This is a genomic window from Pseudomonas sp. Pseusp21 (assembly GCF_059492145.1).
In genome coordinates this window covers 3,008,050-3,034,482 of sequence record NZ_CP168520.1, presented here as the reverse complement: position 1 = coordinate 3,034,482, position 26,433 = coordinate 3,008,050, and the positions used below count along the sequence as shown (strand labels likewise).

16 protein-coding genes, 6 tRNA genes and 3 rRNA genes are annotated in these 26,433 nt (G+C 54.8%); 23 read left to right on the top strand and 2 right to left on the bottom strand.

What is annotated here, in order from left to right:
* Positions 1-61: 61 nt before the first annotated feature.
* Positions 62-1,153, bottom strand: a complete 1,092-nt coding sequence (locus ACEN93_RS13840; protein WP_495611512.1) for an anhydro-N-acetylmuramic acid kinase — start codon at positions 1,151-1,153, stop codon at positions 62-64.
* Between the two features lie 3 nt (positions 1,154-1,156).
* On the bottom strand, positions 1,157-2,581 hold the full coding sequence (locus ACEN93_RS13835) for a peptidoglycan DD-metalloendopeptidase family protein (protein ID WP_103385429.1): 1,425 nt from the start codon (positions 2,579-2,581) through the stop codon (positions 1,157-1,159).
* A gap of 210 nt (positions 2,582-2,791) precedes the next feature.
* Here ACEN93_RS13835 and tyrS point away from each other — a divergent pair, with 210 nt between their 5' ends.
* From tyrS to rpsL, 23 genes are all read left to right on the top strand, one after another.
* Positions 2,792-3,991, top strand: a complete 1,200-nt coding sequence (gene tyrS, locus ACEN93_RS13830) for a tyrosine--tRNA ligase (RefSeq protein WP_074692263.1) — start codon at positions 2,792-2,794, stop codon at positions 3,989-3,991.
* A 551-nt stretch (positions 3,992-4,542) separates the two neighbouring features.
* Positions 4,543-6,079: ribosomal RNA gene (locus ACEN93_RS13825) — 16S ribosomal RNA — on the top strand.
* Between the two features lie 81 nt (positions 6,080-6,160).
* Positions 6,161-6,237: transfer RNA gene (locus ACEN93_RS13820), tRNA-Ile, on the top strand.
* A 30-nt stretch (positions 6,238-6,267) separates the two neighbouring features.
* Positions 6,268-6,343: transfer RNA gene (locus tag ACEN93_RS13815), tRNA-Ala, on the top strand.
* Between the two features lie 244 nt (positions 6,344-6,587).
* A 23S ribosomal RNA gene (locus ACEN93_RS13810) occupies positions 6,588-9,478 on the top strand.
* Positions 9,479-9,635: 157 nt separating this feature from the next.
* A 5S ribosomal RNA gene (gene rrf, locus ACEN93_RS13805) occupies positions 9,636-9,751 on the top strand.
* The 16S, 23S and 5S rRNA genes sit together here with 2 tRNA genes alongside, the layout of an rRNA operon.
* 132 nt (positions 9,752-9,883) lie before the next feature.
* Positions 9,884-10,837: a bifunctional biotin--[acetyl-CoA-carboxylase] ligase/biotin operon repressor BirA gene (birA, locus tag ACEN93_RS13800; protein ID WP_074692372.1), complete on the top strand. Its 954-nt coding sequence runs from the start codon at positions 9,884-9,886 to the stop codon at positions 10,835-10,837.
* Entirely contained in the window at positions 10,827-11,576 is a 750-nt protein-coding gene (locus ACEN93_RS13795; RefSeq protein ID WP_039773325.1) for a pantothenate kinase, read from the top strand. Before birA ends, ACEN93_RS13795 begins: the two co-directional genes overlap by 11 nt.
* A 7-nt stretch (positions 11,577-11,583) precedes the next feature.
* On the top strand, positions 11,584-12,024 hold the full coding sequence (locus ACEN93_RS13790) for a hypothetical protein (protein ID WP_080770675.1): 441 nt from the start codon (positions 11,584-11,586) through the stop codon (positions 12,022-12,024).
* A 143-nt stretch (positions 12,025-12,167) separates the two neighbouring features.
* Positions 12,168-12,252, top strand: a tRNA-Tyr gene (locus ACEN93_RS13785).
* A gap of 25 nt (positions 12,253-12,277) precedes the next feature.
* A tRNA-Gly gene (locus ACEN93_RS13780) sits at positions 12,278-12,351 on the top strand.
* A gap of 26 nt (positions 12,352-12,377) precedes the next feature.
* Positions 12,378-12,453 (top strand) — tRNA-Thr (locus ACEN93_RS13775).
* Positions 12,454-12,538: 85 nt separating this feature from the next.
* On the top strand, positions 12,539-13,732 hold the full coding sequence (tuf, locus tag ACEN93_RS13770; protein WP_010220303.1) for an elongation factor Tu: 1,194 nt from the start codon (positions 12,539-12,541) through the stop codon (positions 13,730-13,732).
* Positions 13,733-13,785: 53 nt separating this feature from the next.
* Positions 13,786-13,861 (top strand) — tRNA-Trp (locus ACEN93_RS13765).
* Between the two features lie 45 nt (positions 13,862-13,906).
* On the top strand, positions 13,907-14,275 hold the full coding sequence (secE, locus tag ACEN93_RS13760) for a preprotein translocase subunit SecE (RefSeq protein ID WP_007957600.1): 369 nt from the start codon (positions 13,907-13,909) through the stop codon (positions 14,273-14,275).
* A gap of 9 nt (positions 14,276-14,284) precedes the next feature.
* On the top strand, positions 14,285-14,818 hold the full coding sequence (gene nusG, locus ACEN93_RS13755; RefSeq protein WP_007957598.1) for a transcription termination/antitermination protein NusG: 534 nt from the start codon (positions 14,285-14,287) through the stop codon (positions 14,816-14,818).
* A gap of 117 nt (positions 14,819-14,935) precedes the next feature.
* Positions 14,936-15,367, top strand: a complete 432-nt coding sequence (rplK, locus tag ACEN93_RS13750) for a 50S ribosomal protein L11 (RefSeq protein WP_003228756.1) — start codon at positions 14,936-14,938, stop codon at positions 15,365-15,367.
* On the top strand, positions 15,367-16,062 hold the full coding sequence (gene rplA, locus ACEN93_RS13745; protein ID WP_003228754.1) for a 50S ribosomal protein L1: 696 nt from the start codon (positions 15,367-15,369) through the stop codon (positions 16,060-16,062). Before rplK ends, rplA begins: the two co-directional genes overlap by 1 nt.
* Positions 16,063-16,260: 198 nt before the next feature.
* Positions 16,261-16,761: a 50S ribosomal protein L10 gene (gene rplJ / locus ACEN93_RS13740; RefSeq protein ID WP_007957597.1), complete on the top strand. Its 501-nt coding sequence runs from the start codon at positions 16,261-16,263 to the stop codon at positions 16,759-16,761.
* A 79-nt stretch (positions 16,762-16,840) separates the two neighbouring features.
* Positions 16,841-17,206 carry a 50S ribosomal protein L7/L12 gene (gene rplL, locus ACEN93_RS13735; RefSeq protein ID WP_007957596.1) on the top strand — a complete coding sequence of 122 codons (366 nt, stop codon included), beginning with the start codon at positions 16,841-16,843 and terminating at the stop codon, positions 17,204-17,206.
* A 220-nt stretch (positions 17,207-17,426) separates the two neighbouring features.
* Complete coding sequence (rpoB, locus tag ACEN93_RS13730) at positions 17,427-21,500, top strand: DNA-directed RNA polymerase subunit beta (RefSeq protein ID WP_039772428.1); 4,074 nt, start codon at positions 17,427-17,429, stop codon at positions 21,498-21,500.
* A gap of 63 nt (positions 21,501-21,563) precedes the next feature.
* Positions 21,564-25,763, top strand: coding sequence for a DNA-directed RNA polymerase subunit beta' (gene rpoC / locus ACEN93_RS13725; RefSeq protein WP_103385522.1), 4,200 nt, complete (start codon positions 21,564-21,566; stop codon positions 25,761-25,763).
* A gap of 215 nt (positions 25,764-25,978) precedes the next feature.
* Complete coding sequence (rpsL, locus tag ACEN93_RS13720) at positions 25,979-26,350, top strand: 30S ribosomal protein S12 (protein WP_003186084.1); 372 nt, start codon at positions 25,979-25,981, stop codon at positions 26,348-26,350.
* The last annotated feature ends 83 nt before the right edge of the window (positions 26,351-26,433 follow it).

The window sequence follows — 26,433 nt, the reverse complement described above, 5'->3', positions numbered from 1 at the left end:
CGAACACAATAAAACGCCGCAGAACCTCACGGTTCTGCGGCGTTTTGTTATCTGCGATTTGTCAGTTGGGGTAGATGGCGCCGAGTACGCGCAGGCCTTTGGCGCCGGTGACGCTCGGGCGATTGGCGGCGATCCCTTCCAGACAGCAGTGAGCCAGCCAGGCGAAGGCCATGGCCTCGACCCAGTCCGGATCAACGCCGTGAGTCGACGTGCTGGCGACCTTGGCGTTCGGCAGCAACCCGGCCAGACGATTCATCAGTGTTGCGTTGTGAGCGCCACCGCCGCAGACCAGCAGTTCCCGAGTGTCGGACTGAGCGCTTTGCAGTGAATCGACAATAGTCAGTGCGGTGAGCTCCAGCAGCGTCGCTTGCACGTTCTCCGCCGGGAACACTGGCAGGCGCGAAAGGTGTTGCTCCAGCCAAGGCAGGTTGAAGACTTCGCGGCCGGTGCTCTTTGGGCCTTGCGTCACGAAAAACGGATCGCTGAGCAGGGCTTTCAGCAGGGTGGGCTCAACCTTGCCGCTGGCTGCCCATTGCCCGTTGCGGTCGTAGTTCTCGCCCCGTTGCTGATGAATCCAGGCATCCATCAGCACATTCCCAGGCCCACAGTCGAAACCGGCTACAGGCTTGTTCGGCTCAATCAGACTGAGATTGCTGAAACCGCCGACATTCAGGACCGCGCGGTTACCGGTACGCTCTTCGAACAACGCTTCATGAAAGGCCGGAACCAGCGGGGCCCCCTGGCCACCGGCGGCTACATCGCGGCTACGGAAGTCGCTGACGACGGTGATGCCGGTCAGTTCGGTGAGCAGGGCGGGGTTACCGATCTGTACGGTGAAACCGCGTGCCGGTTCATGGCGAATGGTCTGGCCGTGGCTGCCGATCGCGCGAATGGCTTCAGGCTTGAGCTGTTGCTGTTCGAGGAGGGTATGGATCCCTTGCGCGGCGAGCTTCACCCAATTCTGCTGGGCAATCGCTGAACGGGCGATTTCGTCAGGGCCGCTGGCGCACAAGCCAAGCAGCTCGGCGCGCAGGGTGTCAGGCATGGGGATGTAGTGCGTGGCGACCAGATTGATCGCCGAGGATTGCTCGATCAGGGCGATGTCCAGCCCGTCGAGACTGGTGCCGGACATCACGCCGATATAAAGAGCCATGGCTTAACGTTTGCTCGAAGCCAGCATGGTGGCTTTTTCCTGATCCATACGAGCCATCAGTGGCTGGCTCTGCGCCAGGAAGCGGGCGCGTTCGGATTTGGCGATCGGGTCGGCCATCGGCAGCTTCTGGCCCAATGGATCGACGTGGACACCGTTGACCTGGAACTCATAGTGCAGGTGCGGACCGGTGGACAGGCCGGTGGTGCCGATGTAACCGATCACTTGGCCCTGTTTAACTGTGCCGCCGGTCTTCACGCCCTTGGCGAAGCCCTGCATGTGGCCATACAGCGTACGGTAAGTGTTGCCGTGCTGGATGATCACGGTGTTGCCGTAACCGCCGCGACGGCCGGCCAGCAGCACTTTGCCGTCGCCGGCAGCCTTGATTGGCGTACCGCGTGGAGCGGCGTAGTCGACGCCTTTGTGGGCGCGGATCTTGTTGAGGATCGGGTGTTTGCGGCCCATGGAAAATTTAGAGCTGATGCGGGCGAAGTCCACCGGTGTACGGATGAACGCCTTGCGCATGCTGTTGCCATCGGCGGTGTAATAGCTGCTGTTGCCCTGCTTGTTGGTGTAACGCACGGCGGTGTAAGTCTTGCCGCGGTTGGTGAAGCGGGCGGACAGGATCGGACCGTTGCCAACGGCTTTGCCGTTGACCACTTTCTGTTCATAGATCACATCGAACTCGTCACCCTGGCGGATATCCTGGGCGAAGTCGACGTCGTAGCCAAAGACACTGGCCATGTCCATGGTCAGGCTGTGGGACAGGCCTGCGCGGGCGGCGGACTGCGACAGCGAGCTGTTGATCACACCGTGTACATAAGCGGTGCGAACAGTCGGTTTGGCGGTAACGCGGTTGAACACATAACCCTTGTCATTCTTGGTCAGGGTGATGGTTTCAACGTCGCTGACCTTGCTGTGCAGGTTGGTCAGCTGACCTTGGGGATTCAATTCGAATTCGAGTTTCTGGCCATGTTTGAGCTGACTGAACTGCTTGGCTTGTCTATCACTGGCCAGCACTTCATGGACGGCCGCGGCCGGGAGGCCAACTTTCTCGAACAGTGTAGAAAGCGTATCGCCCTTGGAGACGATCACTTCCCTGTGATTTGGGGCCTTCTTTTCTTCAGCTACCGGTGTCGGCGCTGGTGCGGCCTGAGCGGTTTCCTGCGTCTCTTCGGCGCTGTTTTCGATCTGCGCGAAAGGGGAAGCTACGGACTCATTTGTGGCTTGAGCTGCGTCGGCAGCGTCTTGATCTTGTGTCAGTTGTTCAGCAGGACTTTCCAGTTCAAGGCTCAGCGTTGTCTTTTTGGCTTCAACATCACTGGATGGAAACACCAGGAGCGCCAAGCTGAGAAGGGCGGCGATCCCACTTGCGGCGAGCAGGTGGGTCTTCGGGTAAAGCGGTGGCGCTTTAGACGGTTCAGTGGTCATAAGTAATTTGACTTTGAAAAAGATGAATTGGAAAAGATGAATGACATGATGAAGATGAAATAACTGTATAAAATATAACCAAATCATCTCTGAAGCAAGTCTGCGGACGCCCTGTCCGTGGATTGGTGTCCGTGCGCCGGGCAAAACTTGTATTTGGTGCGCGATCTTGTATGGTTGGTTCCCTTTGAATCTGAGCCTTGCGGGTCTGTTATGAAGTCGGTTGAAGAGCAGCTAGCGCTGATTAAACGTGGTGCGGAAGAACTGTTGGTCGAGTCCGAGCTGATCGAAAAGCTCAAGCGTGGCCAGCCGCTGCGAATCAAGGCCGGCTTCGATCCAACTGCGCCGGATCTGCACCTTGGTCACACTGTGCTTATTAATAAGCTGCGCCAGTTCCAGGAGCTGGGGCATCAAGTGATCTTCCTTATTGGTGATTTCACCGGAATGATCGGTGATCCGAGCGGCAAGAGCGCCACTCGCCCTCCATTGACCCGTGAGCAGGTTCTGGAAAACGCCGAGACCTACAAGGCCCAGGTGTTCAAGATTCTTGATCCGACGAAAACCGAAGTCGCGTTCAACTCCACCTGGATGGATCAGATGGGGCCTGCGGACTTTATTCGTCTGACTTCGCAGTACACCGTTGCTCGTATGCTCGAGCGTGATGACTTCGACAAGCGCTACACCACCAATCAGCCGATTGCCATTCACGAATTCCTCTATCCGCTGGTGCAGGGTTATGACTCGGTTGCTTTGCGCGCTGACGTTGAACTGGGTGGTACCGATCAGAAGTTCAACCTGCTGATGGGGCGTGAGCTGCAGCGTGGTTACGGCCAGGAAGCGCAGTGCATCCTGACGATGCCGTTGCTTGAAGGTCTGGATGGCGTGAAGAAGATGTCCAAGTCGCTGGGCAACTACGTCGGTATCCAGGAAGCGCCGGGTGTCATGTACAGCAAGCTGGTCTCGATTCCTGATGCGTTGATGTGGCGTTACTTCGAGTTGCTCAGCTTCCGTTCAATGGATGAGATCAATGCGTTCCGTGCTGATGTGGAGGTCGGCGCTAATCCTCGCGATATCAAGATCAAGCTGGCCGAGGAGATTGTTGCGCGCTTCCACGGTGAAGAGGCTGCGGCCAATGCTCACCGTGGTGCGGGTAACCGTATGAAGGATGGCGAGCTGCCGGATGATCTGCCAGAGATCGAACTGACAGCTGCCGAGGATATGCCGATTGCTGCTGTCCTTAATAAGGCGGGTCTGGTGAAGAACTCGGCAGCTGCTCGTGATCTGCTGGCTTCCGGTGGTGTGCGTGTAGATGGTGAGGTGGTTGATCGTTCCTTTATATATGTACTGGGCGCGACTCACGTTTGCCAGGCCGGCAAGAAGGCTTTCGCACGGATTACGCTGAAATCTGAGTAAAGTTGAAATAAGGGGTTGACGGCGAATTCCAGAGGTCTATAATTCGCCCACTTCCGGCGCAGTCGAAACGGAAAACTCCTTGAGATTCAATGAGTTAAGTAGGTTTCGATAGTGGATCGCTTCAGTTCATCGAAGCCTGGAAGGAGTTGGAAATGCCGGTTTTCTGGTGCTTTCAACGGTTCGATCTTCTCGGTCGAAGGCGGAGAAAAAGAGGTGTTGACAGCAGCGTGTAACGCTGTAGAATTCGCCTCCCGCTAACGAGAGATCGGAAGCGCAAGTGGTTGAAGTTGTTGAAGAAATCTTCGAAAACTTCTGAAAATAATCACTTGACAGCAAATGAGGCTGCTGTACAATGCGCGCCTCGGTTGAGACGAAAGATCTTAACCAACCGCTCTTTAACAACTGAATCAAGCAATTCGTGTGGGTGCTTGTGGAGTCAGACTGATAGTCAACAAGATTATCAGCATCACAAGTTACTCCGCGAGAAATCAAAGATGTAACCAACGATTGCTGAGCCAAGTTTAGGGTTTCTTAAAAACCCAAAGATGTTTGAACTGAAGAGTTTGATCATGGCTCAGATTGAACGCTGGCGGCAGGCCTAACACATGCAAGTCGAGCGGATGAAGGGAGCTTGCTCCTGAATTCAGCGGCGGACGGGTGAGTAATGCCTAGGAATCTGCCTGGTAGTGGGGGACAACGTTTCGAAAGGAACGCTAATACCGCATACGTCCTACGGGAGAAAGCAGGGGACCTTCGGGCCTTGCGCTATCAGATGAGCCTAGGTCGGATTAGCTAGTTGGTGAGGTAATGGCTCACCAAGGCGACGATCCGTAACTGGTCTGAGAGGATGATCAGTCACACTGGAACTGAGACACGGTCCAGACTCCTACGGGAGGCAGCAGTGGGGAATATTGGACAATGGGCGAAAGCCTGATCCAGCCATGCCGCGTGTGTGAAGAAGGTCTTCGGATTGTAAAGCACTTTAAGTTGGGAGGAAGGGTTGTAGATTAATACTCTGCAATTTTGACGTTACCGACAGAATAAGCACCGGCTAACTCTGTGCCAGCAGCCGCGGTAATACAGAGGGTGCAAGCGTTAATCGGAATTACTGGGCGTAAAGCGCGCGTAGGTGGTTCGTTAAGTTGGATGTGAAATCCCCGGGCTCAACCTGGGAACTGCATCCAAAACTGGCGAGCTAGAGTATGGTAGAGGGTGGTGGAATTTCCTGTGTAGCGGTGAAATGCGTAGATATAGGAAGGAACACCAGTGGCGAAGGCGACCACCTGGACTGATACTGACACTGAGGTGCGAAAGCGTGGGGAGCAAACAGGATTAGATACCCTGGTAGTCCACGCCGTAAACGATGTCAACTAGCCGTTGGGAGCCTTGAGCTCTTAGTGGCGCAGCTAACGCATTAAGTTGACCGCCTGGGGAGTACGGCCGCAAGGTTAAAACTCAAATGAATTGACGGGGGCCCGCACAAGCGGTGGAGCATGTGGTTTAATTCGAAGCAACGCGAAGAACCTTACCAGGCCTTGACATCCAATGAACTTTCCAGAGATGGATTGGTGCCTTCGGGAGCATTGAGACAGGTGCTGCATGGCTGTCGTCAGCTCGTGTCGTGAGATGTTGGGTTAAGTCCCGTAACGAGCGCAACCCTTGTCCTTAGTTACCAGCACGTTATGGTGGGCACTCTAAGGAGACTGCCGGTGACAAACCGGAGGAAGGTGGGGATGACGTCAAGTCATCATGGCCCTTACGGCCTGGGCTACACACGTGCTACAATGGTCGGTACAAAGGGTTGCCAAGCCGCGAGGTGGAGCTAATCCCATAAAACCGATCGTAGTCCGGATCGCAGTCTGCAACTCGACTGCGTGAAGTCGGAATCGCTAGTAATCGCGAATCAGAATGTCGCGGTGAATACGTTCCCGGGCCTTGTACACACCGCCCGTCACACCATGGGAGTGGGTTGCACCAGAAGTAGCTAGTCTAACCTTCGGGAGGACGGTTACCACGGTGTGATTCATGACTGGGGTGAAGTCGTAACAAGGTAGCCGTAGGGGAACCTGCGGCTGGATCACCTCCTTAATCGACGACATCAGCTGCTCCATAAGTTCCCACACGAATTGCTTGATTCATTGAAGAAGACGAAAGAAGCAGCCCGAAATTGGGTCTGTAGCTCAGTTGGTTAGAGCGCACCCCTGATAAGGGTGAGGTCGGCAGTTCGAATCTGCCCAGACCCACCAATTTTGTGTGGGAAACGCCTGTAGAAATACGGGGCCATAGCTCAGCTGGGAGAGCGCCTGCCTTGCACGCAGGAGGTCAGCGGTTCGATCCCGCTTGGCTCCACCACTACTGCTTCTGAAGTAAGAGCTTAGAAATGAGCATTCCATCGTTGTGATGGTGAATGTTGATTTCTAGTCTTTGACTAGTTCGTTCTTTAAAAATTTGGGTATGTGGTAGAAAGATAGACTGAGAGCCACTTTCACTGGTGGTGATCAGGCTAAGGTAAAATTTGTGAGTTCTCTTAGTTGAGAAATTCGAATTTTCGGCGAATGTCGTCTTCACAGTATAACCAGATTGCTTGGGGTTATATGGTCAAGTGAAGAAGCGCATACGGTGGATGCCTTGGCAGTCAGAGGCGATGAAAGACGTGGTAGCCTGCGAAAAGCTTCGGGGAGTCGGCAAACAGACTTTGATCCGGAGATGTCTGAATGGGGGAACCCAGCCATCACAAGATGGTTATCTTGTACTGAATACATAGGTGCAAGAGGCGAACCAGGGGAACTGAAACATCTAAGTACCCTGAGGAAAAGAAATCAACCGAGATTCCCTTAGTAGTGGCGAGCGAACGGGGACTAGCCCTTAAGTGGCTTTGAGATTAGCGGAACGCTCTGGAAAGTGCGGCCATAGTGGGTGATAGCCCTGTACGCGAAAGTCTCTTAGTCATGAAATCGAGTAGGACGGAGCACGAGAAACTTTGTCTGAATATGGGGGGACCATCCTCCAAGGCTAAATACTACTGACTGACCGATAGTGAACTAGTACCGTGAGGGAAAGGCGAAAAGAACCCCGGAGAGGGGAGTGAAATAGATCCTGAAACCGTATGCGTACAAGCAGTGGGAGCAGACTTTGTTCTGTGACTGCGTACCTTTTGTATAATGGGTCAGCGACTTATTTTCAGTGGCGAGCTTAACCGAATAGGGGAGGCGTAGCGAAAGCGAGTCTTAATAGGGCGTCTAGTCGCTGGGAATAGACCCGAAACCGGGCGATCTATCCATGGGCAGGTTGAAGGTTAGGTAACACTGACTGGAGGACCGAACCGACTACCGTTGAAAAGTTAGCGGATGACCTGTGGATCGGAGTGAAAGGCTAATCAAGCTCGGAGATAGCTGGTTCTCCTCGAAAGCTATTTAGGTAGCGCCTCATGTATCACTGTAGGGGGTAGAGCACTGTTTCGGCTAGGGGGTCATCCCGACTTACCAAACCGATGCAAACTCCGAATACCTACAAGTGCCGAGCATGGGAGACACACGGCGGGTGCTAACGTCCGTCGTGAAAAGGGAAACAACCCAGACCGTCAGCTAAGGTCCCAAAGTTATGGTTAAGTGGGAAACGATGTGGGAAGGCTTAGACAGCTAGGAGGTTGGCTTAGAAGCAGCCACCCTTTAAAGAAAGCGTAATAGCTCACTAGTCGAGTCGGCCTGCGCGGAAGATGTAACGGGGCTCAAACCATACACCGAAGCTACGGGTATCACGCAAGTGATGCGGTAGAGGAGCGTTCTGTAAGCCTGTGAAGGTGAGTTGAGAAGCTTGCTGGAGGTATCAGAAGTGCGAATGCTGACATGAGTAACGACAATGGGTGTGAAAAACACCCACGCCGAAAGACCAAGGTTTCCTGCGCAACGTTAATCGACGCAGGGTTAGTCGGTCCCTAAGGCGAGGCTGAAAAGCGTAGTCGATGGAAAACAGGTTAATATTCCTGTACTTCTGGTTATTGCGATGGAGGGACGGAGAAGGCTAGGCCAGCTTGGCGTTGGTTGTCCAAGTTTAAGGTGGTAGGCTGAAATCTTAGGTAAATCCGGGGTTTCAAGGCCGAGAGCTGATGACGAGTTGCCTTTAGGCGACGAAGTGGTTGATGCCATGCTTCCAAGAAAAGCTTCTAAGCTTCAGATAACCAGGAACCGTACCCCAAACCGACACAGGTGGTTGGGTAGAGAATACCAAGGCGCTTGAGAGAACTCGGGTGAAGGAACTAGGCAAAATGGCACCGTAACTTCGGGAGAAGGTGCGCCGGTGAGGGTGAAGCACTTGCTGCGTAAGCCCACGCCGGTCGAAGATACCAGGCCGCTGCGACTGTTTATTAAAAACACAGCACTCTGCAAACACGAAAGTGGACGTATAGGGTGTGACGCCTGCCCGGTGCCGGAAGGTTAATTGATGGGGTTAGCTAACGCGAAGCTCTTGATCGAAGCCCCGGTAAACGGCGGCCGTAACTATAACGGTCCTAAGGTAGCGAAATTCCTTGTCGGGTAAGTTCCGACCTGCACGAATGGCGTAACGATGGCGGCGCTGTCTCCACCCGAGACTCAGTGAAATTGAAATCGCTGTGAAGATGCAGTGTATCCGCGGCTAGACGGAAAGACCCCGTGAACCTTTACTATAGCTTTGCACTGGACTTTGAATTTGCTTGTGTAGGATAGGTGGGAGGCTTTGAAGCGTGGACGCCAGTTCGCGTGGAGCCATCCTTGAAATACCACCCTGGCAACTTTGAGGTTCTAACTCAGGTCCGTTATCCGGATCGAGGACAGTGTATGGTGGGTAGTTTGACTGGGGCGGTCTCCTCCTAAAGAGTAACGGAGGAGTACGAAGGTGCGCTCAGACCGGTCGGAAATCGGTCGTAGAGTATAAAGGCAAAAGCGCGCTTGACTGCGAGACAGACACGTCGAGCAGGTACGAAAGTAGGTCTTAGTGATCCGGTGGTTCTGTATGGAAGGGCCATCGCTCAACGGATAAAAGGTACTCCGGGGATAACAGGCTGATACCGCCCAAGAGTTCATATCGACGGCGGTGTTTGGCACCTCGATGTCGGCTCATCACATCCTGGGGCTGAAGCCGGTCCCAAGGGTATGGCTGTTCGCCATTTAAAGTGGTACGCGAGCTGGGTTTAGAACGTCGTGAGACAGTTCGGTCCCTATCTGCCGTGGACGTTTGAGATTTGAGAGGGGCTGCTCCTAGTACGAGAGGACCGGAGTGGACGAACCTCTGGTGTTCCGGTTGTCACGCCAGTGGCATTGCCGGGTAGCTATGTTCGGGAAAGATAACCGCTGAAAGCATCTAAGCGGGAAACTTGCCTCAAGATGAGATCTCACTGGAACCTTGAGTTCCCTGAAGGGCCGTCGAAGACTACGACGTTGATAGGTTGGGTGTGTAAGCGCTGTGAGGCGTTGAGCTAACCAATACTAATTGCCCGTGAGGCTTGACCATATAACACCCAAGCAATCTGTAGACTCGAAAGAGCATCAGATTGCGGTGTGTGAAGACGCAATGAACCGAAAGTTCGATGCTCACAAAACACCGAAAGCTGTCACATACCCAATTTGCTGAAGCGAGGCCATCCGGTCACGAGTCAGTACCCGAATTTCTTGACGACCATAGAGCGTTGGAACCACCTGATCCCATCCCGAACTCAGAAGTGAAACGATGCATCGCCGATGGTAGTGTGGGGTTTCCCCATGTGAGAGTAGGTCATCGTCAAGATTAAATTCCGAAACCCCAATTGCGAAAGCAGTTGGGGTTTTGTTTTGCCTGCAGGAAAATGGATCGTTTGAATTCTATGCAGCGGCCTGGTGCATGGCTATTATTCGGGCCTCATTTTGAGGCGAGATCAGCATGCTGACGTTGTTGAACCTTCTGAAGGATGGTCGATTCCATTCCGGTCAGGCCTTGGGTGTTGCCCTGGGAATTAGTCGAAGTGCGGTGTGGAAGCAGCTTCAGCATCTGGAAGCAGAGCTTGGGTTATCCATACATAAAGTTCGAGGGCGGGGCTATCAATTGGCCTCGCCGCTGACGCTGCTTGACTCGCGCGAAATAGAGGAAAGTATTGCTGACTGGTCTGTCAGTGTCTTTGATTCCATCGACTCAACTAATGCGGAATCGCTGCGCGCGATAGATCGAGGACGGGTGGCGCCCTTTCTTATACTGGCTGAACGGCAGAGTTCCGGGCGAGGGCGCAGGGGGCGTAAATGGGTGAGTCCATTTGCCGAAAACCTTTATTACAGTCTCGTGTTGCGCATCGATGGTGGGATGCGTCAGCTCGAGGGGCTAAGTCTTGTTGTCGGTTTGGCGGTCAGGCAGGCCTTGCATGTGCTAGGGGTGCCAAGTGCAGGGCTGAAGTGGCCCAATGATGTATTGGTCGGACGAAAAAAAATCGCCGGGATCCTGCTAGAGCTGGTTGGTGATCCAGCAGACGTTTGCCATGTAGTGTTGGGCATAGGCATCAATGTCAACATGCAGGCTACGGACGAAGTCGATCAGCAATGGACTTCAATGCGCCTAGAGTCGGGCAAGTCTTGTGATCGCAATGCTCTGGCGGTTGAGCTGAGTAAGCAGTTGCAACTCTATCTGCAGCGTCACCAATCGGGCGGCTTTTCTGCGCTTCAGGCGGAGTGGGAGGCGAGCCATTTGTGGCAAGGGCGGCCGGTTTCTCTCACTGCCGGTGTCAATAAGGTAGATGGTGTGGTGCTGGGAATCGATAATCAAGGCGCGCTGCGGCTAAAGGTGGATGGTGTGGAAAAGGTCTTTAGTGGTGGTGAGCTCAGCTTGAGGTTGCGTGATGATTCTTGAGCTCGATTGTGGAAACAGTTTTATTAAGTGGCGGGTACTGAATGCCGAGCTGAGAGTCTTGGTCGCGGAAGGTGTGGTCGATTCTGATGGGGCATTGGTTGAGGGGCTTCGATCGCTTGAGAAAATATCTCTCGATAAATGTCGCCTTGTCAGTGTAAGAACTGAAGATGAAACTAATTTGCTGATTGGCTTGCTCAGGCGTGAATTCGGCATTTCCGTCGTCTGTGCGGCGCCTGCTCGCGAGATGTCCGGTGTAAAGAATGGTTACGACGATTATGAGCGTCTTGGCCTCGATCGCTGGCTGGCGATGCTTGGTGGTTTTCACTTGGCTAAAGGGGCTTGTCTTGTTCTAGATTTCGGGACAGCGGTGACTGCCGATTTCATCTCGGCGGACGGTGATCATCTGGGGGGCTTCATTTGCCCTGGCATGCCGCTAATGCGTAATCAGCTACGTACTCATACTCGAAAAATCCGCTATGGGGATCTCGCGGCGGAGCGAGCGTTGACCAGTCAGGCTCCTGGGCGCAACACGGCTGAGGCTGTAGAGCGTGGCTGTTCGTTGATGCTCAGAGGGTTCGTATTGACGCAGCTGGAGATGGCGCATTCCTACTGGGGTGATGACTACAGTGTCTTCATTACGGGGGGTGATGCCGAACTGGTCTCGGATGTTGCGCCTGGCGCTCGGGTTGTTTCCGATTTGGTGTTCGTGGGTTTGGCTATGGCGTGTCCTTTGTCCTGAGGTTTGTATGCGTTGGTTGTTCCTTCTGCTTCTGGTACTCAATGTTTTTTATTACGTCTGGCATCAGCAGGAGGCCCCGCTACGCGCAAAGGATGTCACGCCGCTCAGTCTTTATCGTGGCTCGCAACAGGATATTCGCTTGCTGAGTGAGGCTGGTGGTGATGCTCCCCGTGAAAAAAGGACTGGTGGAAAGTCTGATGAGCAGTGTCTTTACGTAGGTGGTTTGGCGCGTCCCGAGTCCGCTCGGGCGTTAGAGCAGCGTTTGACGGAGCTTGGAGCAAAAGCTCTTCCTTCGTCAAAAGAGTCTTCCGGCGGCTCATATTGGTTCCAGCTTGCGCCCGAAACCCAGCGTTTACTGGGTGATGCTCAGCTACGAAACCTTTCCAAGGAATTCAATGAGTTAAAACATAAAATAATGCCGTGCGAGGGGGTTGCACCTACTGAATAGTTTGCATAGAATGGCGCCCGCTCCACAGCGAAGACCTGAAAAGGTTGATGTGATGGAGTGATGTCAACGCAGCTAACCTCAGGTTTTTAAATGAGAAAATGCTTGACAGAGGGTTGGCATAGTATAGAATGCCGGCCTGATTAGGAGGGGTTCCCGAGCGGCCAAAGGGATCAGACTGTAAATCTGACGTCTACGACTTCGAAGGTTCGAATCCTTCTCCCTCCACCAGATTTTAGCGTGAGCTGCAGGCTCCGCGGGTATAGTTTAGTGGTAGAACCTCAGCCTTCCAAGCTGATGATGCGGGTTCGATTCCCGCTACCCGCTCCAAGTTTGCAGGTTGTGCAAAGTGTTACGCTCTTGTAGCTCAGTTGGTAGAGCACACCCTTGGTAAGGGTGAGGTCAGCGGTTCAAATCCGCTCAAGAGCTCCATATAACAAGGCAGATATGAAAATATCTGCCTTTGTTTTAATGGCTTAAGTTGTTTGCTCAATTTCTTCTGTTAGGGGTGATATCGATGGCTAAGGAAAAATTTGATCGTTCCCTGCCGCACGTCAACGTTGGCACCATCGGTCACGTAGACCACGGTAAAACCACGTTGACCGCTGCTCTGACTCGCGTCTGCTCCGAAGTTTTCGGTTCGGCCGTAGTTGAGTTCGACAAGATCGACAGCGCGCCAGAAGAAAAAGCTCGCGGTATCACCATCAACACCGCGCACGTTGAGTACAACTCGAACATTCGTCACTACGCTCACGTTGACTGCCCAGGTCACGCTGACTACGTGAAGAACATGATCACTGGTGCTGCGCAGATGGACGGCGCGATCCTGGTTTGCTCGGCCGCTGATGGTCCGATGCCACAAACCCGTGAGCACATCCTGCTGTCCCGTCAGGTAGGCGTTCCGTACATCGTGGTTTTCCTGAACAAGGCTGACCTGGTAGACGACGCTGAGCTGCTGGAACTGGTTGAGATGGAAGTTCGCGACCTGCTGTCCACCTATGACTTCCCAGGCGACGACACTCCGATCATCATCGGTTCTGCTCGTATGGCGCTGGAAGGCAAAGACGACAACGAAATGGGCACCACCGCTGTTAAGAAGCTGGTGGAAACTCTGGACAGCTACATCCCAGAGCCAGAGCGTGCTATCGACAAGCCGTTCCTGATGCCAATCGAAGACGTGTTCTCGATCTCGGGTCGCGGTACTGTTGTAACTGGCCGTATCGAGCGCGGTATCGTTCGCGTTCAGGACGCCCTGGAAATCGTTGGTCTGCGTGACACCACCACCACCACCTGCACCGGTGTTGAGATGTTCCGCAAGCTGCTGGACGAAGGTCGTGCTGGCGAGAACTGCGGCGTTCTGCTGCGTGGTACCAAGCGTGACGACGTTGAGCGTGGTCAGGTTCTGGTTAAGCCGGGTTCGGTTAAGCCGCACACCAAGTTCACCGCAGAAGTTTACGTTCTGAGCAAGGAAGAGGGTGGTCGTCACACTCCGTTCTTCAAAGGCTACCGTCCACAGTTCTACTTCCGTACTACTGACGTGACTGGTAACTGCGAGCTGCCAGAAGGCGTTGAAATGGTAATGCCAGGTGACAACATTCAGATGACTGTTACCCTGATCAAAACCATCGCGATGGAAGACGGTCTGCGTTTCGCAATCCGTGAAGGCGGCCGTACCGTTGGTGCTGGTGTCGTGGCTAAGATCATCGAGTAAACAGTTGTAATGTCTTTTTCAGGCCGGCATAATGGTCGGCCTGATTTTGTTTTAGGTCAGTAGCTCAATTGGCAGAGCGACGGTCTCCAAAACCGTAGGTTGGGGGTTCGATTCCCTCCTGACCTGCCAGATTCACTTGGTGTGTCTGGCTTTCTTTTCACAGGATCTTCATAGATGACTCCTAAAGCTGAAGCTCAAGGCTCTCGCTTCGATTTACTCAAGTGGCTCGTCGTAGTCGCTTTGGTAATTGTTGGCGTTGTCGGTAATCAGTATTACGCTGCTTCGCCGATCCTGTACCGTGTACTCGCATTGCTTGTCATTGCTGCTGTAGCCGCCTTTGTAGGTCTGCAGACTGCCAAGGGCAAGTCTTTCTTTGTACTGGTTAAGGAAGCTCGCACCGAGATTCGTAAAGTCGTATGGCCAACTCGCCAAGAAACCACGCAGACCACGCTGATTGTTGTGGCTGTTGTTCTGGTTATGGCGTTGCTGTTGTGGGGGCTTGATTCCCTGCTCGGCTGGCTTGTTTCCTTGATTGTCGGCTAAGGGTGTCCCGTGGCTAAGCGTTGGTACGTTGTGCATGCTTACTCGGGTTACGAGAAGCATGTAATGCGTTCGTTGATCGAGCGTGTAAAGCTGGCTGGCATGGAAGATGGCTTCGGCGAAATTCTGGTTCCCACTGAAGAAGTGGTTGAAATGCGTAATGGCCAGAAACGCAAAAGCGAGCGCAAATTCTTCCCGGGTTATGTGCTGGTTCAGATGGATATGAACGAGGGTACTTGGCACTTGGTCAAGGATACTCCTCGGGTGATGGGTTTTATCGGCGGTACTGCTGATAAGCCGGCACCAATCACCGATAAAGAAGCTGAGGCGATTTTGCGTCGCGTTGCCGACGGTAGCGACAAGCCGAAGCCGAAGACGTTGTTCGAGCCAGGCGAAACCGTTCGAGTCAATGACGGGCCGTTCGCTGACTTTAACGGCGTTGTTGAAGAAGTTAACTACGAAAAGAGCCGGATCCAAGTGGCAGTGCTCATTTTCGGACGCTCTACTCCGGTAGAGTTGGAGTTCAGTCAGGTCGAAAAGGTCTAGCTGAGCAAGCATCCCAACCCCGCAGCCCTAGGCTGTGGGGTTTTGTCGTCACTGGGATAAACGCGCAAGTAACCGGGGAGCCTTTCGAGGCGTTCGAACCCGTAATTGGAGTGCCTCATGGCCAAGAAGATTACCGCTTACATCAAGCTGCAAGTGAAGGCCGCTCAGGCTAACCCAAGTCCACCTGTTGGTCCTGCTCTGGGGCAGCACGGCGTGAACATCATGGAATTCTGCAAAGCTTTCAACGCCCGTACCCAGGGTCTGGAAGCTGGTCTGCCGACTCCAGTGATCATCACTGTCTACAGCGACCGTAGCTTCACTTTCGAAACCAAATCCACCCCTGCTTCGGTTCTGCTGAAGAAGGCGGCCGGTCTGACCAGCGGTTCCGCTCGTCCGAACACCGTTAAGGTTGGCACTGTTACCCGTGCTCAGCTGGAAGAAATCGCGAAAACCAAAAACGCGGATCTGACTGCAGCTGATATGGATGCAGCCGTGCGTACTATCGCCGGTTCTGCTCGTAGCATGGGCCTTAACGTGGAGGGTGTGTAATGGCTAAGCTGACCAAGCGTCAAAAGGCTATCGCCGGCAAAATCGAAGCAGGCAAGGCCTACAACATTGTAGACGCCGCTGCACTGCTGGCCGAGCTGTCGACTGTCAAGTTCAGCGAGTCGTTCGACGTAGCTGTAAACCTGGGCGTAGACCCGCGTAAATCCGACCAGGTTGTTCGTAGCGCTACTGTGCTGCCACACGGCACTGGCAAGACTGTTCGCGTTGCTGTGTTCACCCAGGGTCCAGCTGCTGAGGCCGCTCTGGCTGCCGGCGCTGACCGTGTAGGTATGGACGACCTGGCTGCCGAAATGAAAGGCGGCGACCTGAACTATGACGTAGTGATCGCATCCCCGGATGCCATGCGCGTTGTAGGTCAACTGGGTCAGATCCTCGGTCCACGTGGTCTGATGCCTAACCCGAAAGTCGGCACTGTTACCCCAGACGTCGCTACCGCGGTTAAAAATGCCAAGGCTGGTCAGGTTCGTTATCGCACCGACAAAAACGGCATCATTCACACTTCCGTTGGCAAGATCGGCTTCGATGCCGTCAAGCTGAAGGAAAACGTTGAAGCCCTGATCGCTGATCTGAAGCGTATCAAGCCAGCTTCTTCGAAAGGTATCTACGTCAAGCGCGTTACCCTGAGCACCACTATGGGCCCAGGTCTGGTCATCGATCAGAGCTCGCTGGACGCATAAGACAAAAATTGGCGCAGTTGACTGCGCCAATTGAAAGATTGGGGTCCCTGCCTGGCGGGGGCTATCCAAGACCGTAGGCGACGCAAGTCTTAAACCTCAAGCCTACGCAGATGGTGCTCCCGGTTCCTTACCGAATCAGACACCAAAACGACATTCGGTTTCGATCGAATGAAACGGTAACAAGCAGGAGTTAAACCCGTGGCAATTAATCTCGAAGACAAGAAGGCCATCGTCGCTGAAGTCAACGAGGCTGCCAAAGTCGCTCTGTCCGCTGTCGTGGTTGATGCCCGTGGCGTAACAGTAGGCGCAATGACCGGACTCCGTAAAGAGGCTCGTGAAGCTGGCGTTTACGTACGTGTTGTACGTAACACCCTGCTCAAGCGCGCTGTTGCTGACACTCCTTACAGTGTCCTCAACGACGTGTTCACCGGCCCGACCCTGATTGCATTCTCCAACGAACACCCGGGCGCTGCTGCTCGTCTGTTCAAGGAATTTGCCAAGGGTCAGGACAAGTTCGAGATCAAGGCAGCTTCGTTCGAGGGCAAGTTCCTCGCAGCGAATGAGATCGACGTGCTGGCAAGCCTGCCAACTCGCGACGAAGCTATTGCGAAACTGATGAGCGTGATTCAAGGCGCTACCAGCAAGCTGGCTCGTACTCTGGCGGCAATTCGCGATCAGAAAGAAGCAGCTGCAGCCTGAGGCTGAGCGTTTCCACTCTCGCGTATTTTTGTTTATTTCGACGGCCGTACAGGCTGTCCACCAAATCAGGAATTGAGTCATGTCTCTGACTAACGAACAAATCATCGAAGCAATCGGCCAGAAAACCGTTCTGGAAGTTGTTGAGCTGATCAAAGCAATGGAAGAAACCTTCGGCGTGACCGCTGCTGTTGCTGCTGCTGGTCCAGCTGCTGCTGCCGCTGTTGTTGAAGAGCAAACCGAGTTCAACGTTGTTCTGGTTGAAGCCGGCGAGAAGAAAGTAAACGTGATCAAGGCAGTTCGTGAACTGACTGGTCTGGGCCTGAAAGAAGCCAAAGAGAAAGTCGACGGCGCTCCTCAGGTTGTAGCTGAAGGCGTTTCGAAAGAAGCTGCTGAAGACGCTAAGAAGAAGCTGGAAGAAGCAGGCGCTAAAGTCGAGCTGAAGTAAGCATCGACTTTGCTCCTCCAGCCCGAGCGTCAAGCGACAGGCTGATGGCTGGTGGCTCTTGCCACCGGCCTTTTTCCGTTATTGGCAGCCGACTGGGTCGGTGTCGATAACGAGCTGTAACCACCCGATGCGGTGGCGCAAACCATGGGGTTTGCACGATTTTCTGGCTGCTCCCGTCGGGAGGGGCCAAACAAGCAGGTGACCAAGCTGGGGAACGCTGATGGCTTACTCATATACTGAGAAAAAACGTATCCGCAAGGACTTTAGCAAGTTGCCGGACGTCATGGATGTGCCTTACCTCCTGGCCATCCAGCTGGATTCGTATCGTGAATTCTTGCAAGCGGGAGCGACTAAAGATCAGTTCCGCGACGTGGGCCTGCATGCGGCCTTCAAATCCGTTTTCCCGATCATCAGCTACTCCGGCAATGCTGCGCTGGAGTACGTCGGTTATCGCCTGGGCGAACCGGCATTTGATGTCAAAGAATGCGTATTGCGCGGTGTAACTTTCGCCGTACCTTTGCGGGTAAAAGTGCGCCTGATCATTTTCGACAAAGAATCGTCGAACAAAGCGATCAAGGACATCAAAGAGCAAGAAGTCTACATGGGTGAAATCCCATTGATGACTGAGAACGGTACCTTTGTAATCAACGGTACCGAGCGTGTTATCGTTTCCCAGCTGCACCGTTCCCCGGGCGTGTTCTTCGACCACGACCGTGGCAAGACGCACAGCTCCGGCAAACTGCTGTACTCCGCGCGCATCATTCCTTACCGCGGTTCGTGGCTGGACTTCGAGTTCGACCCGAAAGACTGCGTATTCGTGCGTATCGACCGTCGTCGCAAGCTGCCAGCCTCGGTACTGCTGCGTGCGCTCGGTTATACCACCGAGGAAGTGCTGGACGCGTTCTACACCACCAACGTATTCCACGTGAAAGGCGAAGGCCTGAGCCTGGAGCTGGTGCCTCAGCGCCTGCGTGGTGAAGTTGCTGTTCTCGACATCCAGGACGACAAAGGCAAGGTGATTGTTGAGCAGGGCCGTCGTATTACTGCCCGCCACATCAACCAGCTGGAAAAAGCCGGGATCAAAGAGCTGGACGTGCCTCTGGATTACGTTCTGGGTCGTACCACCGCCAAGGCGATCGTGCACCCGGCTACCGGTGAGATCCTGGCAGAGTGCAATACCGAGCTGTCGACCGAGATCCTGGCGAAAATCGCCAAGGCCGGCGTCGTACGCATCGAAACTCTGTACACCAACGACATCGACTGCGGTCCGTTCGTCTCCGACACTCTGAAGATCGACTCCACCAGCAACCAATTGGAAGCGCTGGTCGAGATCTATCGCATGATGCGTCCAGGCGAGCCGCCAACCAAAGACGCTGCCGAGACCCTGTTCAACAACCTGTTCTTCAGCCCTGAGCGCTATGACCTGTCTGCGGTCGGCCGGATGAAGTTCAACCGTCGTATCGGTCGTACCGAGATCGAAGGTTCGGGCGTGCTGTGCAAGGAAGACATCGTCGCGGTACTGAAGACTCTGGTCGACATCCGTAACGGTAAAGGCATCGTCGACGACATCGACCACCTGGGTAACCGTCGTGTTCGCTGCGTAGGCGAAATGGCCGAGAACCAGTTCCGCGTTGGCCTGGTACGTGTTGAGCGTGCGGTCAAAGAGCGTCTGTCGATGGCTGAAAGCGAAGGCCTGATGCCGCAAGACCTGATCAACGCCAAGCCAGTGGCTGCGGCGGTGAAAGAGTTCTTCGGTTCCAGCCAGCTGTCGCAGTTCATGGACCAGAACAACCCGCTGTCCGAGATCACCCACAAGCGTCGTGTCTCTGCACTCGGCCCTGGCGGTCTGACTCGTGAGCGCGCGGGCTTCGAAGTCCGTGACGTACACCCGACTCACTACGGTCGTGTCTGCCCGATTGAAACGCCTGAAGGTCCGAACATCGGTCTGATCAACTCGCTGGCTGCTTACGCTCGCACCAACCAGTACGGCTTCCTCGAGAGCCCGTACCGCGTGGTGAAAGAGGGTGTGGTCACCGACGACATCGTGTTCCTGTCCGCCATTGAAGAAGCCGATCACGTGATCGCGCAGGCTTCGGCGACCATGAACGAGCAGAAAGTACTGATCGACGAACTGGTTGCCGTACGTCACCTGAACGAATTCACCGTCAAGGCGCCGGAAGACGTCACCTTGATGGACGTTTCGCCGAAGCAGGTAGTTTCGGTTGCAGCGTCGCTGATTCCGTTCCTCGAGCACGACGACGCCAACCGTGCGTTGATGGGTTCGAACATGCAGCGTCAGGCTGTGCCAACCCTGCGCGCTGACAAGCCGCTGGTCGGTACCGGCATGGAGCGTAACGTGGCTCGCGACTCCGGCGTTTGCGTCGTGGCTCGTCGTGGCGGCGTGATCGACTCCGTTGATGCCAGCCGTATCGTGGTTCGCGTTGCCGATGACGAAGTTGAAACCGGCGAAGCTGGTGTCGACATCTACAACCTGACCAAATACACCCGCTCGAACCAGAACACCTGCATCAACCAGCGTCCGCTGGTGAGCAAGGGTGATCGTGTTCAGCGTGGCGACATCATGGCCGACGGCCCGTCCACCGACATGGGTGAACTGGCGCTGGGTCAGAACATGCGCATCGCGTTCATGGCATGGAACGGCTTCAACTTCGAAGACTCCATCTGCCTGTCCGAGCGTGTGGTTCAGGAAGACCGTTTCACCACGATCCACATTCAGGAACTGACCTGTGTGGCTCGTGACACCAAGCTTGGCCCAGAGGAAATCACTGCGGACATCCCTAACGTGGGTGAAGCTGCACTGAACAAGCTGGACGAAGCCGGTATCGTTTACGTAGGTGCTGAAGTCGGCGCAGGCGACATCCTGGTAGGTAAGGTCACTCCGAAAGGCGAGACCCAACTCACTCCGGAAGAAAAACTGCTGCGCGCAATCTTCGGTGAGAAAGCCAGCGACGTTAAAGACACTTCCCTGCGTGTGCCCACCGGCACCAAAGGTACTGTCATCGACGTACAGGTCTTCACTCGTGACGGCGTTGAGCGTGATGCTCGTGCCCTGTCGATCGAGAAGTCCCAGCTGGACGAGATCCGCAAGGATCTGAACGAAGAGTTCCGCATCGTTGAAGGCGCGACCTTCGAGCGTCTGCGTTCCGCTCTGGTAGGCCACAAGGCTGAGGGTGGCGCGGGCCTGAAGAAAGGTCAGGACATCACCGACGAAGTACTCGACGGTCTTGAGCATGGTCAGTGGTTCAAACTGCGCATGGCTGAAGATGCTCTGAACGAGCAGCTCGAGAAGGCACAGGCCTACATCGTTGATCGTCGCCGTCTGCTGGACGACAAGTTCGAAGACAAGAAGCGCAAACTGCAGCAGGGCGATGACCTGGCTCCAGGTGTGCTGAAAATCGTCAAGGTTTACCTGGCAATCCGTCGTCGCATCCAGCCGGGCGACAAGATGGCCGGTCGTCACGGTAACAAAGGTGTGGTCTCCGTGATCATGCCGGTTGAAGACATGCCGCACGATGCCAATGGCACACCGGTCGACGTCGTCCTCAATCCACTGGGCGTACCTTCGCGTATGAACGTTGGTCAGATCCTTGAAACCCACCTCGGCCTCGCGGCCAAAGGTCTGGGCGAGAAGATCAACCGGATGGTCGAAGAGCAGCGTAAAGTCGCTGAACTGCGTACTTTCCTGGACGAGATCTACAACCAGATCGGCGGTCGTAACGAAGATCTGGACAGCTTCTCCGATCAGGAAATCCTGGATCTGGCGAAGAACCTGCGTGGCGGTGTTCCAATGGCCACTCCAGTGTTCGACGGTGCCAAGGAAAGCGAAATCAAGGCCATGCTGAAACTGGCAGACCTGCCAGAAAGCGGCCAGATGCAGCTGACCGACGGCCGTACCGGCAACAAGTTCGAGCGTCCAGTTACCGTTGGCTACATGTACATGCTGAAGCTGAACCACTTGGTAGACGACAAGATGCATGCGCGTTCTACCGGTTCGTACAGCCTGGTTACCCAGCAGCCGCTGGGTGGTAAGGCGCAGTTCGGTGGTCAGCGTTTCGGGGAGATGGAGGTCTGGGCACTGGAAGCATACGGTGCTGCTTACACTCTGCAAGAAATGCTCACAGTGAAGTCGGACGATGTGAACGGCCGGACCAAGATGTACAAAAACATCGTGGACGGCGATCACCGTATGGAGCCGGGCATGCCCGAGTCCTTCAACGTGTTGATCAAGGAAATTCGTTCCCTCGGCATCGATATCGATCTGGAAACCGAATAACACGTGACGCGATCGAGAGCGGGGCAGGATTGCCCGCTCTCTGCTCCGCCAGGAGGAAAGGCCTTGAAAGACCTACTGAATTTGCTGAAAAACCAGGGTCAAGTCGAAGAGTTCGACGCCATCCGTATCGGATTGGCCTCGCCTGAGATGATCCGCTCGTGGTCGTTCGGTGAAGTTAAAAAGCCGGAAACCATCAACTACCGTACGTTCAAACCTGAGCGTGACGGTCTGTTCTGCGCCAAGATCTTTGGCCCGGTAAAGGATTACGAGTGCCTGTGCGGTAAGTACAAGCGCTTGAAGCACCGTGGTGTGATCTGCGAGAAGTGCGGCGTTGAAGTTGCACTGGCCAAGGTTCGTCGTGAGCGTATGGCGCACATCGAACTGGCTTCGCCGGTTGCCCACATCTGGTTCCTGAAATCGCTGCCGTCCCGTATCGGCCTGCTGATGGATATGACCCTGCGTGATATCGAACGCGTTCTCTACTTCGAGAGCTATGTCGTTATCGATCCGGGCATGACCACTCTTGAAAAAGGTCAGTTGCTGAACGACGAGCAGTACTTCGAAGCGCTGGAAGAGTTCGGTGACGATTTCGACGCCCGCATGGGTGCTGAAGCTGTCCGTGAACTGCTGCACGCTATCGACCTGGAACACGAGATTGGCCGTCTGCGTGAAGAGATTCCGCAAACCAACTCCGAAACCAAGATCAAGAAGCTGTCCAAGCGTCTGAAGTTGATGGAAGCCTTCCAGGGTTCCGGCAACCTGCCAGAGTGGATGGTGCTGACCGTTCTGCCGGTTCTGCCGCCAGATCTGCGTCCACTGGTCCCGCTGGATGGCGGTCGTTTCGCGACTTCCGACCTCAACGACTTGTATCGTCGAGTGATCAACCGTAACAACCGTTTGAAGCGCCTGCTGGATCTGTCCGCTCCGGACATCATCGTGCGCAACGAAAAGCGTATGTTGCAGGAAGCTGTCGATGCACTGCTCGACAACGGTCGTCGTGGCCGCGCTATCACCGGTTCGAACAAGCGTCCTCTGAAATCCCTGGCTGACATGATCAAGGGTAAGCAAGGTCGTTTCCGTCAGAACTTGCTCGGTAAGCGTGTTGACTACTCCGGTCGTTCGGTAATTACCGTTGGTCCGACCCTGCGTCTGCACCAGTGCGGTCTGCCGAAGAAGATGGCTCTCGAGCTGTTCAAGCCGTTCATTTTCGGCAAGCTGGAAATGCGTGGTCTGGCGACCACCATCAAAGCGGCCAAGAAAATGGTCGAGCGCGAACTGCCAGAGGTTTGGGACGTTCTCGCGGAAGTGATTCGCGAACACCCGGTTCTTCTCAACCGTGCACCGACCCTTCACCGTCTGGGTATCCAGGCGTTTGAACCGGTACTGATCGAAGGTAAGGCTATCCAGCTGCACCCTCTGGTCTGCGCCGCGTACAACGCCGACTTCGACGGCGACCAAATGGCCGTGCACGTACCGCTGACGCTGGAAGCCCAGCTCGAAGCGCGTGCGTTGATGATGTCGACCAACAACATTCTGTCGCCAGCCAACGGTGAGCCAATCATCGTTCCGTCGCAGGACGTTGTATTGGGTCTCTACTACATGACTCGTGAAGCGATCAACGCCAAGGGCGAAGGTCGTGTGTTCGCGGATCTGCAGGAAGTTGACCGTGTGTTCCGTGCCGGCGAAGCCGCACTGCACGCCAAGATCAAGGTTCGTATCAACGAAACCGTGAACGATCGTGACGGCAACAGCGTGAACAACACCCGTATCGTCGACACCACTGTCGGCCGTGCGCTGCTGTTCCAGGTTGTGCCAAAAGGTCTGTCGTTCGACGTCGTCAACCTGCCGATGAAGAAAAAGGCGATCTCCAAGCTGATCAACCAGTGCTACCGCGTGGTTGGTCTGAAAGAGACCGTGATCTTCGCTGACCAGTTGATGTACACCGGTTTTGCCTACTCGACCATCTCCGGCGTTTCCATCGGTGTTAACGACTTCGTTATCCCGGACGAAAAAGCCCGCATCATCGGTGCTGCCACCGACGAAGTGAAAGAAATCGAGAGCCAGTACGCCTCCGGCCTGGTAACCCAGGGCGAGAAGTACAACAAAGTGATCGACCTTTGGTCGAAAGCGAACGATGAAGTCTCCAAGGCGATGATGGCCAACCTCTCGAAAGAGAAAGTCATCGACCGTCACGGCGACGAAGTCGAGCAAGAATCGTTCAACTCGATGTACATGATGGCCGACTCGGGTGCGCGGGGTTCCGCAGCACAGATTCGTCAGCTGGCCGGTATGCGTGGTCTGATGGCCAAGCCGGACGGTTCCATCATTGAAACACCGATTACTGCGAACTTCCGTGAAGGTCTGAGCGTACTCCAGTACTTCATCTCGACTCACGGTGCTCGTAAAGGTCTGGCGGATACCGCGTTGAAAACTGCGAACTCCGGTTACCTGACTCGTCGTCTGGTAGACGTGGCGCAGGATCTGGTCGTGACCGAGATCGATTGCGGCACCGAACACGGTCTGCTGATGACTCCGCACATTGAAGGCGGTGACGTTGTAGAACCGTTGGGTGAGCGCGTATTGGGTCGTGTCATCGCCCGTGACGTATTCAAGCCGGGTACCGAGGACGTTATCGTTCCTGCAGGCACTCTGGTAGACGAGAAGTGGGTTGAGTTCATCGAGCTGAACAGCATCGACGAAGTAATCGTGCGTTCGCCGATCAGCTGCGAAACCCGCTATGGCATTTGCGCCAAGTGCTACGGCCGTGACCTGGCTCGTGGTCACCAGGTGAACATCGGTGAAGCGGTCGGCGTTATCGCTGCCCAGTCCATCGGTGAGCCGGGTACCCAGTTGACGATGCGTACGTTCCACATCGGTGGTGCGGCAAGCCGTACTTCCGCAGCCGACAGCGTTCAGGTGAAGAATGGCGGTACCGTCCGTCTGCACAACCTGAAACACGTTGAGCGTTTGGATGGCAACCTGGTTGCTGTGTCTCGTTCCGGTGAGCTGGCAATCGCTGACGACTTCGGTCGTGAGCGCGAGCGTTACAAGCTGCCGTACGGTGCCGTGATTTCGGTTAAAGAAGGTGACAAGGTCGACGCTGGCGCAATCGTGGCCAAGTGGGATCCGCACACTCACCCGATCGTTACCGAAATGAAAGGTACCGTGACCTACGTGGGCATGGAAGAAGGCATCACGATCAAGCGTCAGACTGACGAACTGACCGGTATGACCAACATTGAAGTACTCGATGCCAAAGACCGTCCGGCTGCCGGCAAGGACATCCGTCCTGCGGTGAAGATGGTTGATGACAACGGCAAGGATCTGTTGCTGCCAGGCACTGACGTTATCGCTCAGTACTTCCTGCCAGCCAACGCCCTGGTCGGTGTTGCGGACGGTGCGAAGATTGCGATCGGTGATGTTATCGCTCGTATCCCGCAAGAAACTTCGAAAACCCGTGACATCACCGGTGGTCTGCCGCGTGTTGCCGACCTGTTCGAAGCCCGTCGTCCGAAAGAGGCGTCGATTCTGGCTGAAGTCAGCGGCACCATCGCGTTCGGTAAAGAGACCAAGGGCAAGCGCCGTCTGGTCATTACCCCGAACGACGGTAGCGATCCGTACGAAGAGCTGATTCCGAAGTGGCGTCACCTGAACGTGTTCGAAGGCGAACAGGTAAACCGCGGCGAAGTTATCTCCGACGGTCCGAGCGATCCGCATGACATCCTGCGTCTGCTGGGTGTAAGCGCGTTGGCCAAGTACATCGTCAACGAGATCCAGGACGTTTACCGCCTGCAAGGCGTGAAGATCAACGACAAGCACATCGAGACCATCCTGCGTCAGATGCTGCGTAAAGTTGAGATCTCCGAGTCCGGCGACTCCAGCTTCATCAAGGGCGACCAGATGGAACTGACTCACGTTCTGGTAGAGAACGAGCGTCTGAATGCGGAAGACAAGTTTGTCTCCAAGTTCACCCGCGTTCTGCTGGGTATCACCAAGGCGTCGTTGTCGACCGAATCGTTCATCTCGGCGGCTTCCTTCCAGGAAACCACCCGCGTACTGACCGAAGCGGCCGTAACCGGCAAGCGCGATTACCTGCGCGGCCTGAAAGAAAACGTGGTCGTGGGTCGTCTGATCCCGGCCGGTACCGGTCTGGCTTATCACAGCGAGCGCAAGCGTCGTCGTGATGCAGACAAGCCGTTGCGCGTGAGCGCCAGTGAAGTGGAAGCAGCACTGACCGAAGCGCTGAACTCGAGCGGTAACTGAGTTCTGCGAAAAATGAGCTGAGGCCCTGATCAAGCCGTTCATCGAATCGAGACAATTTGTCGAGGTTCGACGAGCGGGGAGGTCGGGGCCTTGCCTTGACTGGGGACAAGATCCTCTTTAGACTCTTGATCCCCTAAATTTGGCGGGAATTCGTTCCTGCCATTTTGCTTTTCTTGCAAGACAATAGCGTCGCAAGACAACAGTGGAGCTAGTAGATGGCAACTATCAACCAGCTGGTACGTCAGCCGCGTAAGCGTATCGTCGAGAAATCCGACGTGCCTGCGCTGCAGAACTGCCCGCAACGTCGTGGCGTGTGCACCCGTGTGTACACCACTACGCCGAAAAAACCTAACTCGGCACTGCGTAAAGTATGCCGTGTGCGTCTGACCAACGGTTTCGAGGTTTCCTCGTACATCGGTGGTGAAGGCCACAACCTGCAAGAGCACAGCGTGGTACTGATCCGCGGCGGTCGTGTAAAAGACTTGCCAGGTGTTCGTTACCACACCGTTCGCGGCTCCTTGGATACTTCCGGCGTTAAAGGCCGTAACCAGGGTCGTTCGAAGTACGGTACCAAGCGTCCGAAGTAATCGGCCGTTTTGCAGATTTTCATTTTATTGAGTCGATAAGAGTAAGGTCGGGCGCGCATCCACTGGATCTGTCCCGAGCTAAC

Bases quoted from the DNA above. Each gene is read 5' to 3' on its own strand.
- ACEN93_RS13840 (WP_495611512.1), bottom strand. From the start codon at position 1,153: ATGGCTCTTTATATCGGCGTGATGTCCGGCACCAGTCTCGACGGGCTG.
- ACEN93_RS13835 (WP_103385429.1), bottom strand. From the start codon at position 2,581: ATGACCACTGAACCGTCTAAAGCGCCACCGCTTTACCCGAAGACCCAC.
- tyrS (WP_074692263.1), top strand. From the start codon at position 2,792: ATGAAGTCGGTTGAAGAGCAGCTAGCGCTGATTAAACGTGGTGCGGAA.
- birA (WP_074692372.1), top strand. From the start codon at position 9,884: ATGCTGACGTTGTTGAACCTTCTGAAGGATGGTCGATTCCATTCCGGT.
- ACEN93_RS13795 (WP_039773325.1), top strand. From the start codon at position 10,827: ATGATTCTTGAGCTCGATTGTGGAAACAGTTTTATTAAGTGGCGGGTA.
- ACEN93_RS13790 (WP_080770675.1), top strand. From the start codon at position 11,584: ATGCGTTGGTTGTTCCTTCTGCTTCTGGTACTCAATGTTTTTTATTAC.
- tuf (WP_010220303.1), top strand. From the start codon at position 12,539: ATGGCTAAGGAAAAATTTGATCGTTCCCTGCCGCACGTCAACGTTGGC.
- secE (WP_007957600.1), top strand. From the start codon at position 13,907: ATGACTCCTAAAGCTGAAGCTCAAGGCTCTCGCTTCGATTTACTCAAG.
- rplK (WP_003228756.1), top strand. From the start codon at position 14,936: ATGGCCAAGAAGATTACCGCTTACATCAAGCTGCAAGTGAAGGCCGCT.
- rplA (WP_003228754.1), top strand. From the start codon at position 15,367: ATGGCTAAGCTGACCAAGCGTCAAAAGGCTATCGCCGGCAAAATCGAA.
- rplL (WP_007957596.1), top strand. From the start codon at position 16,841: ATGTCTCTGACTAACGAACAAATCATCGAAGCAATCGGCCAGAAAACC.
- rpoB (WP_039772428.1), top strand. From the start codon at position 17,427: ATGGCTTACTCATATACTGAGAAAAAACGTATCCGCAAGGACTTTAGC.
- rpsL (WP_003186084.1), top strand. From the start codon at position 25,979: ATGGCAACTATCAACCAGCTGGTACGTCAGCCGCGTAAGCGTATCGTC.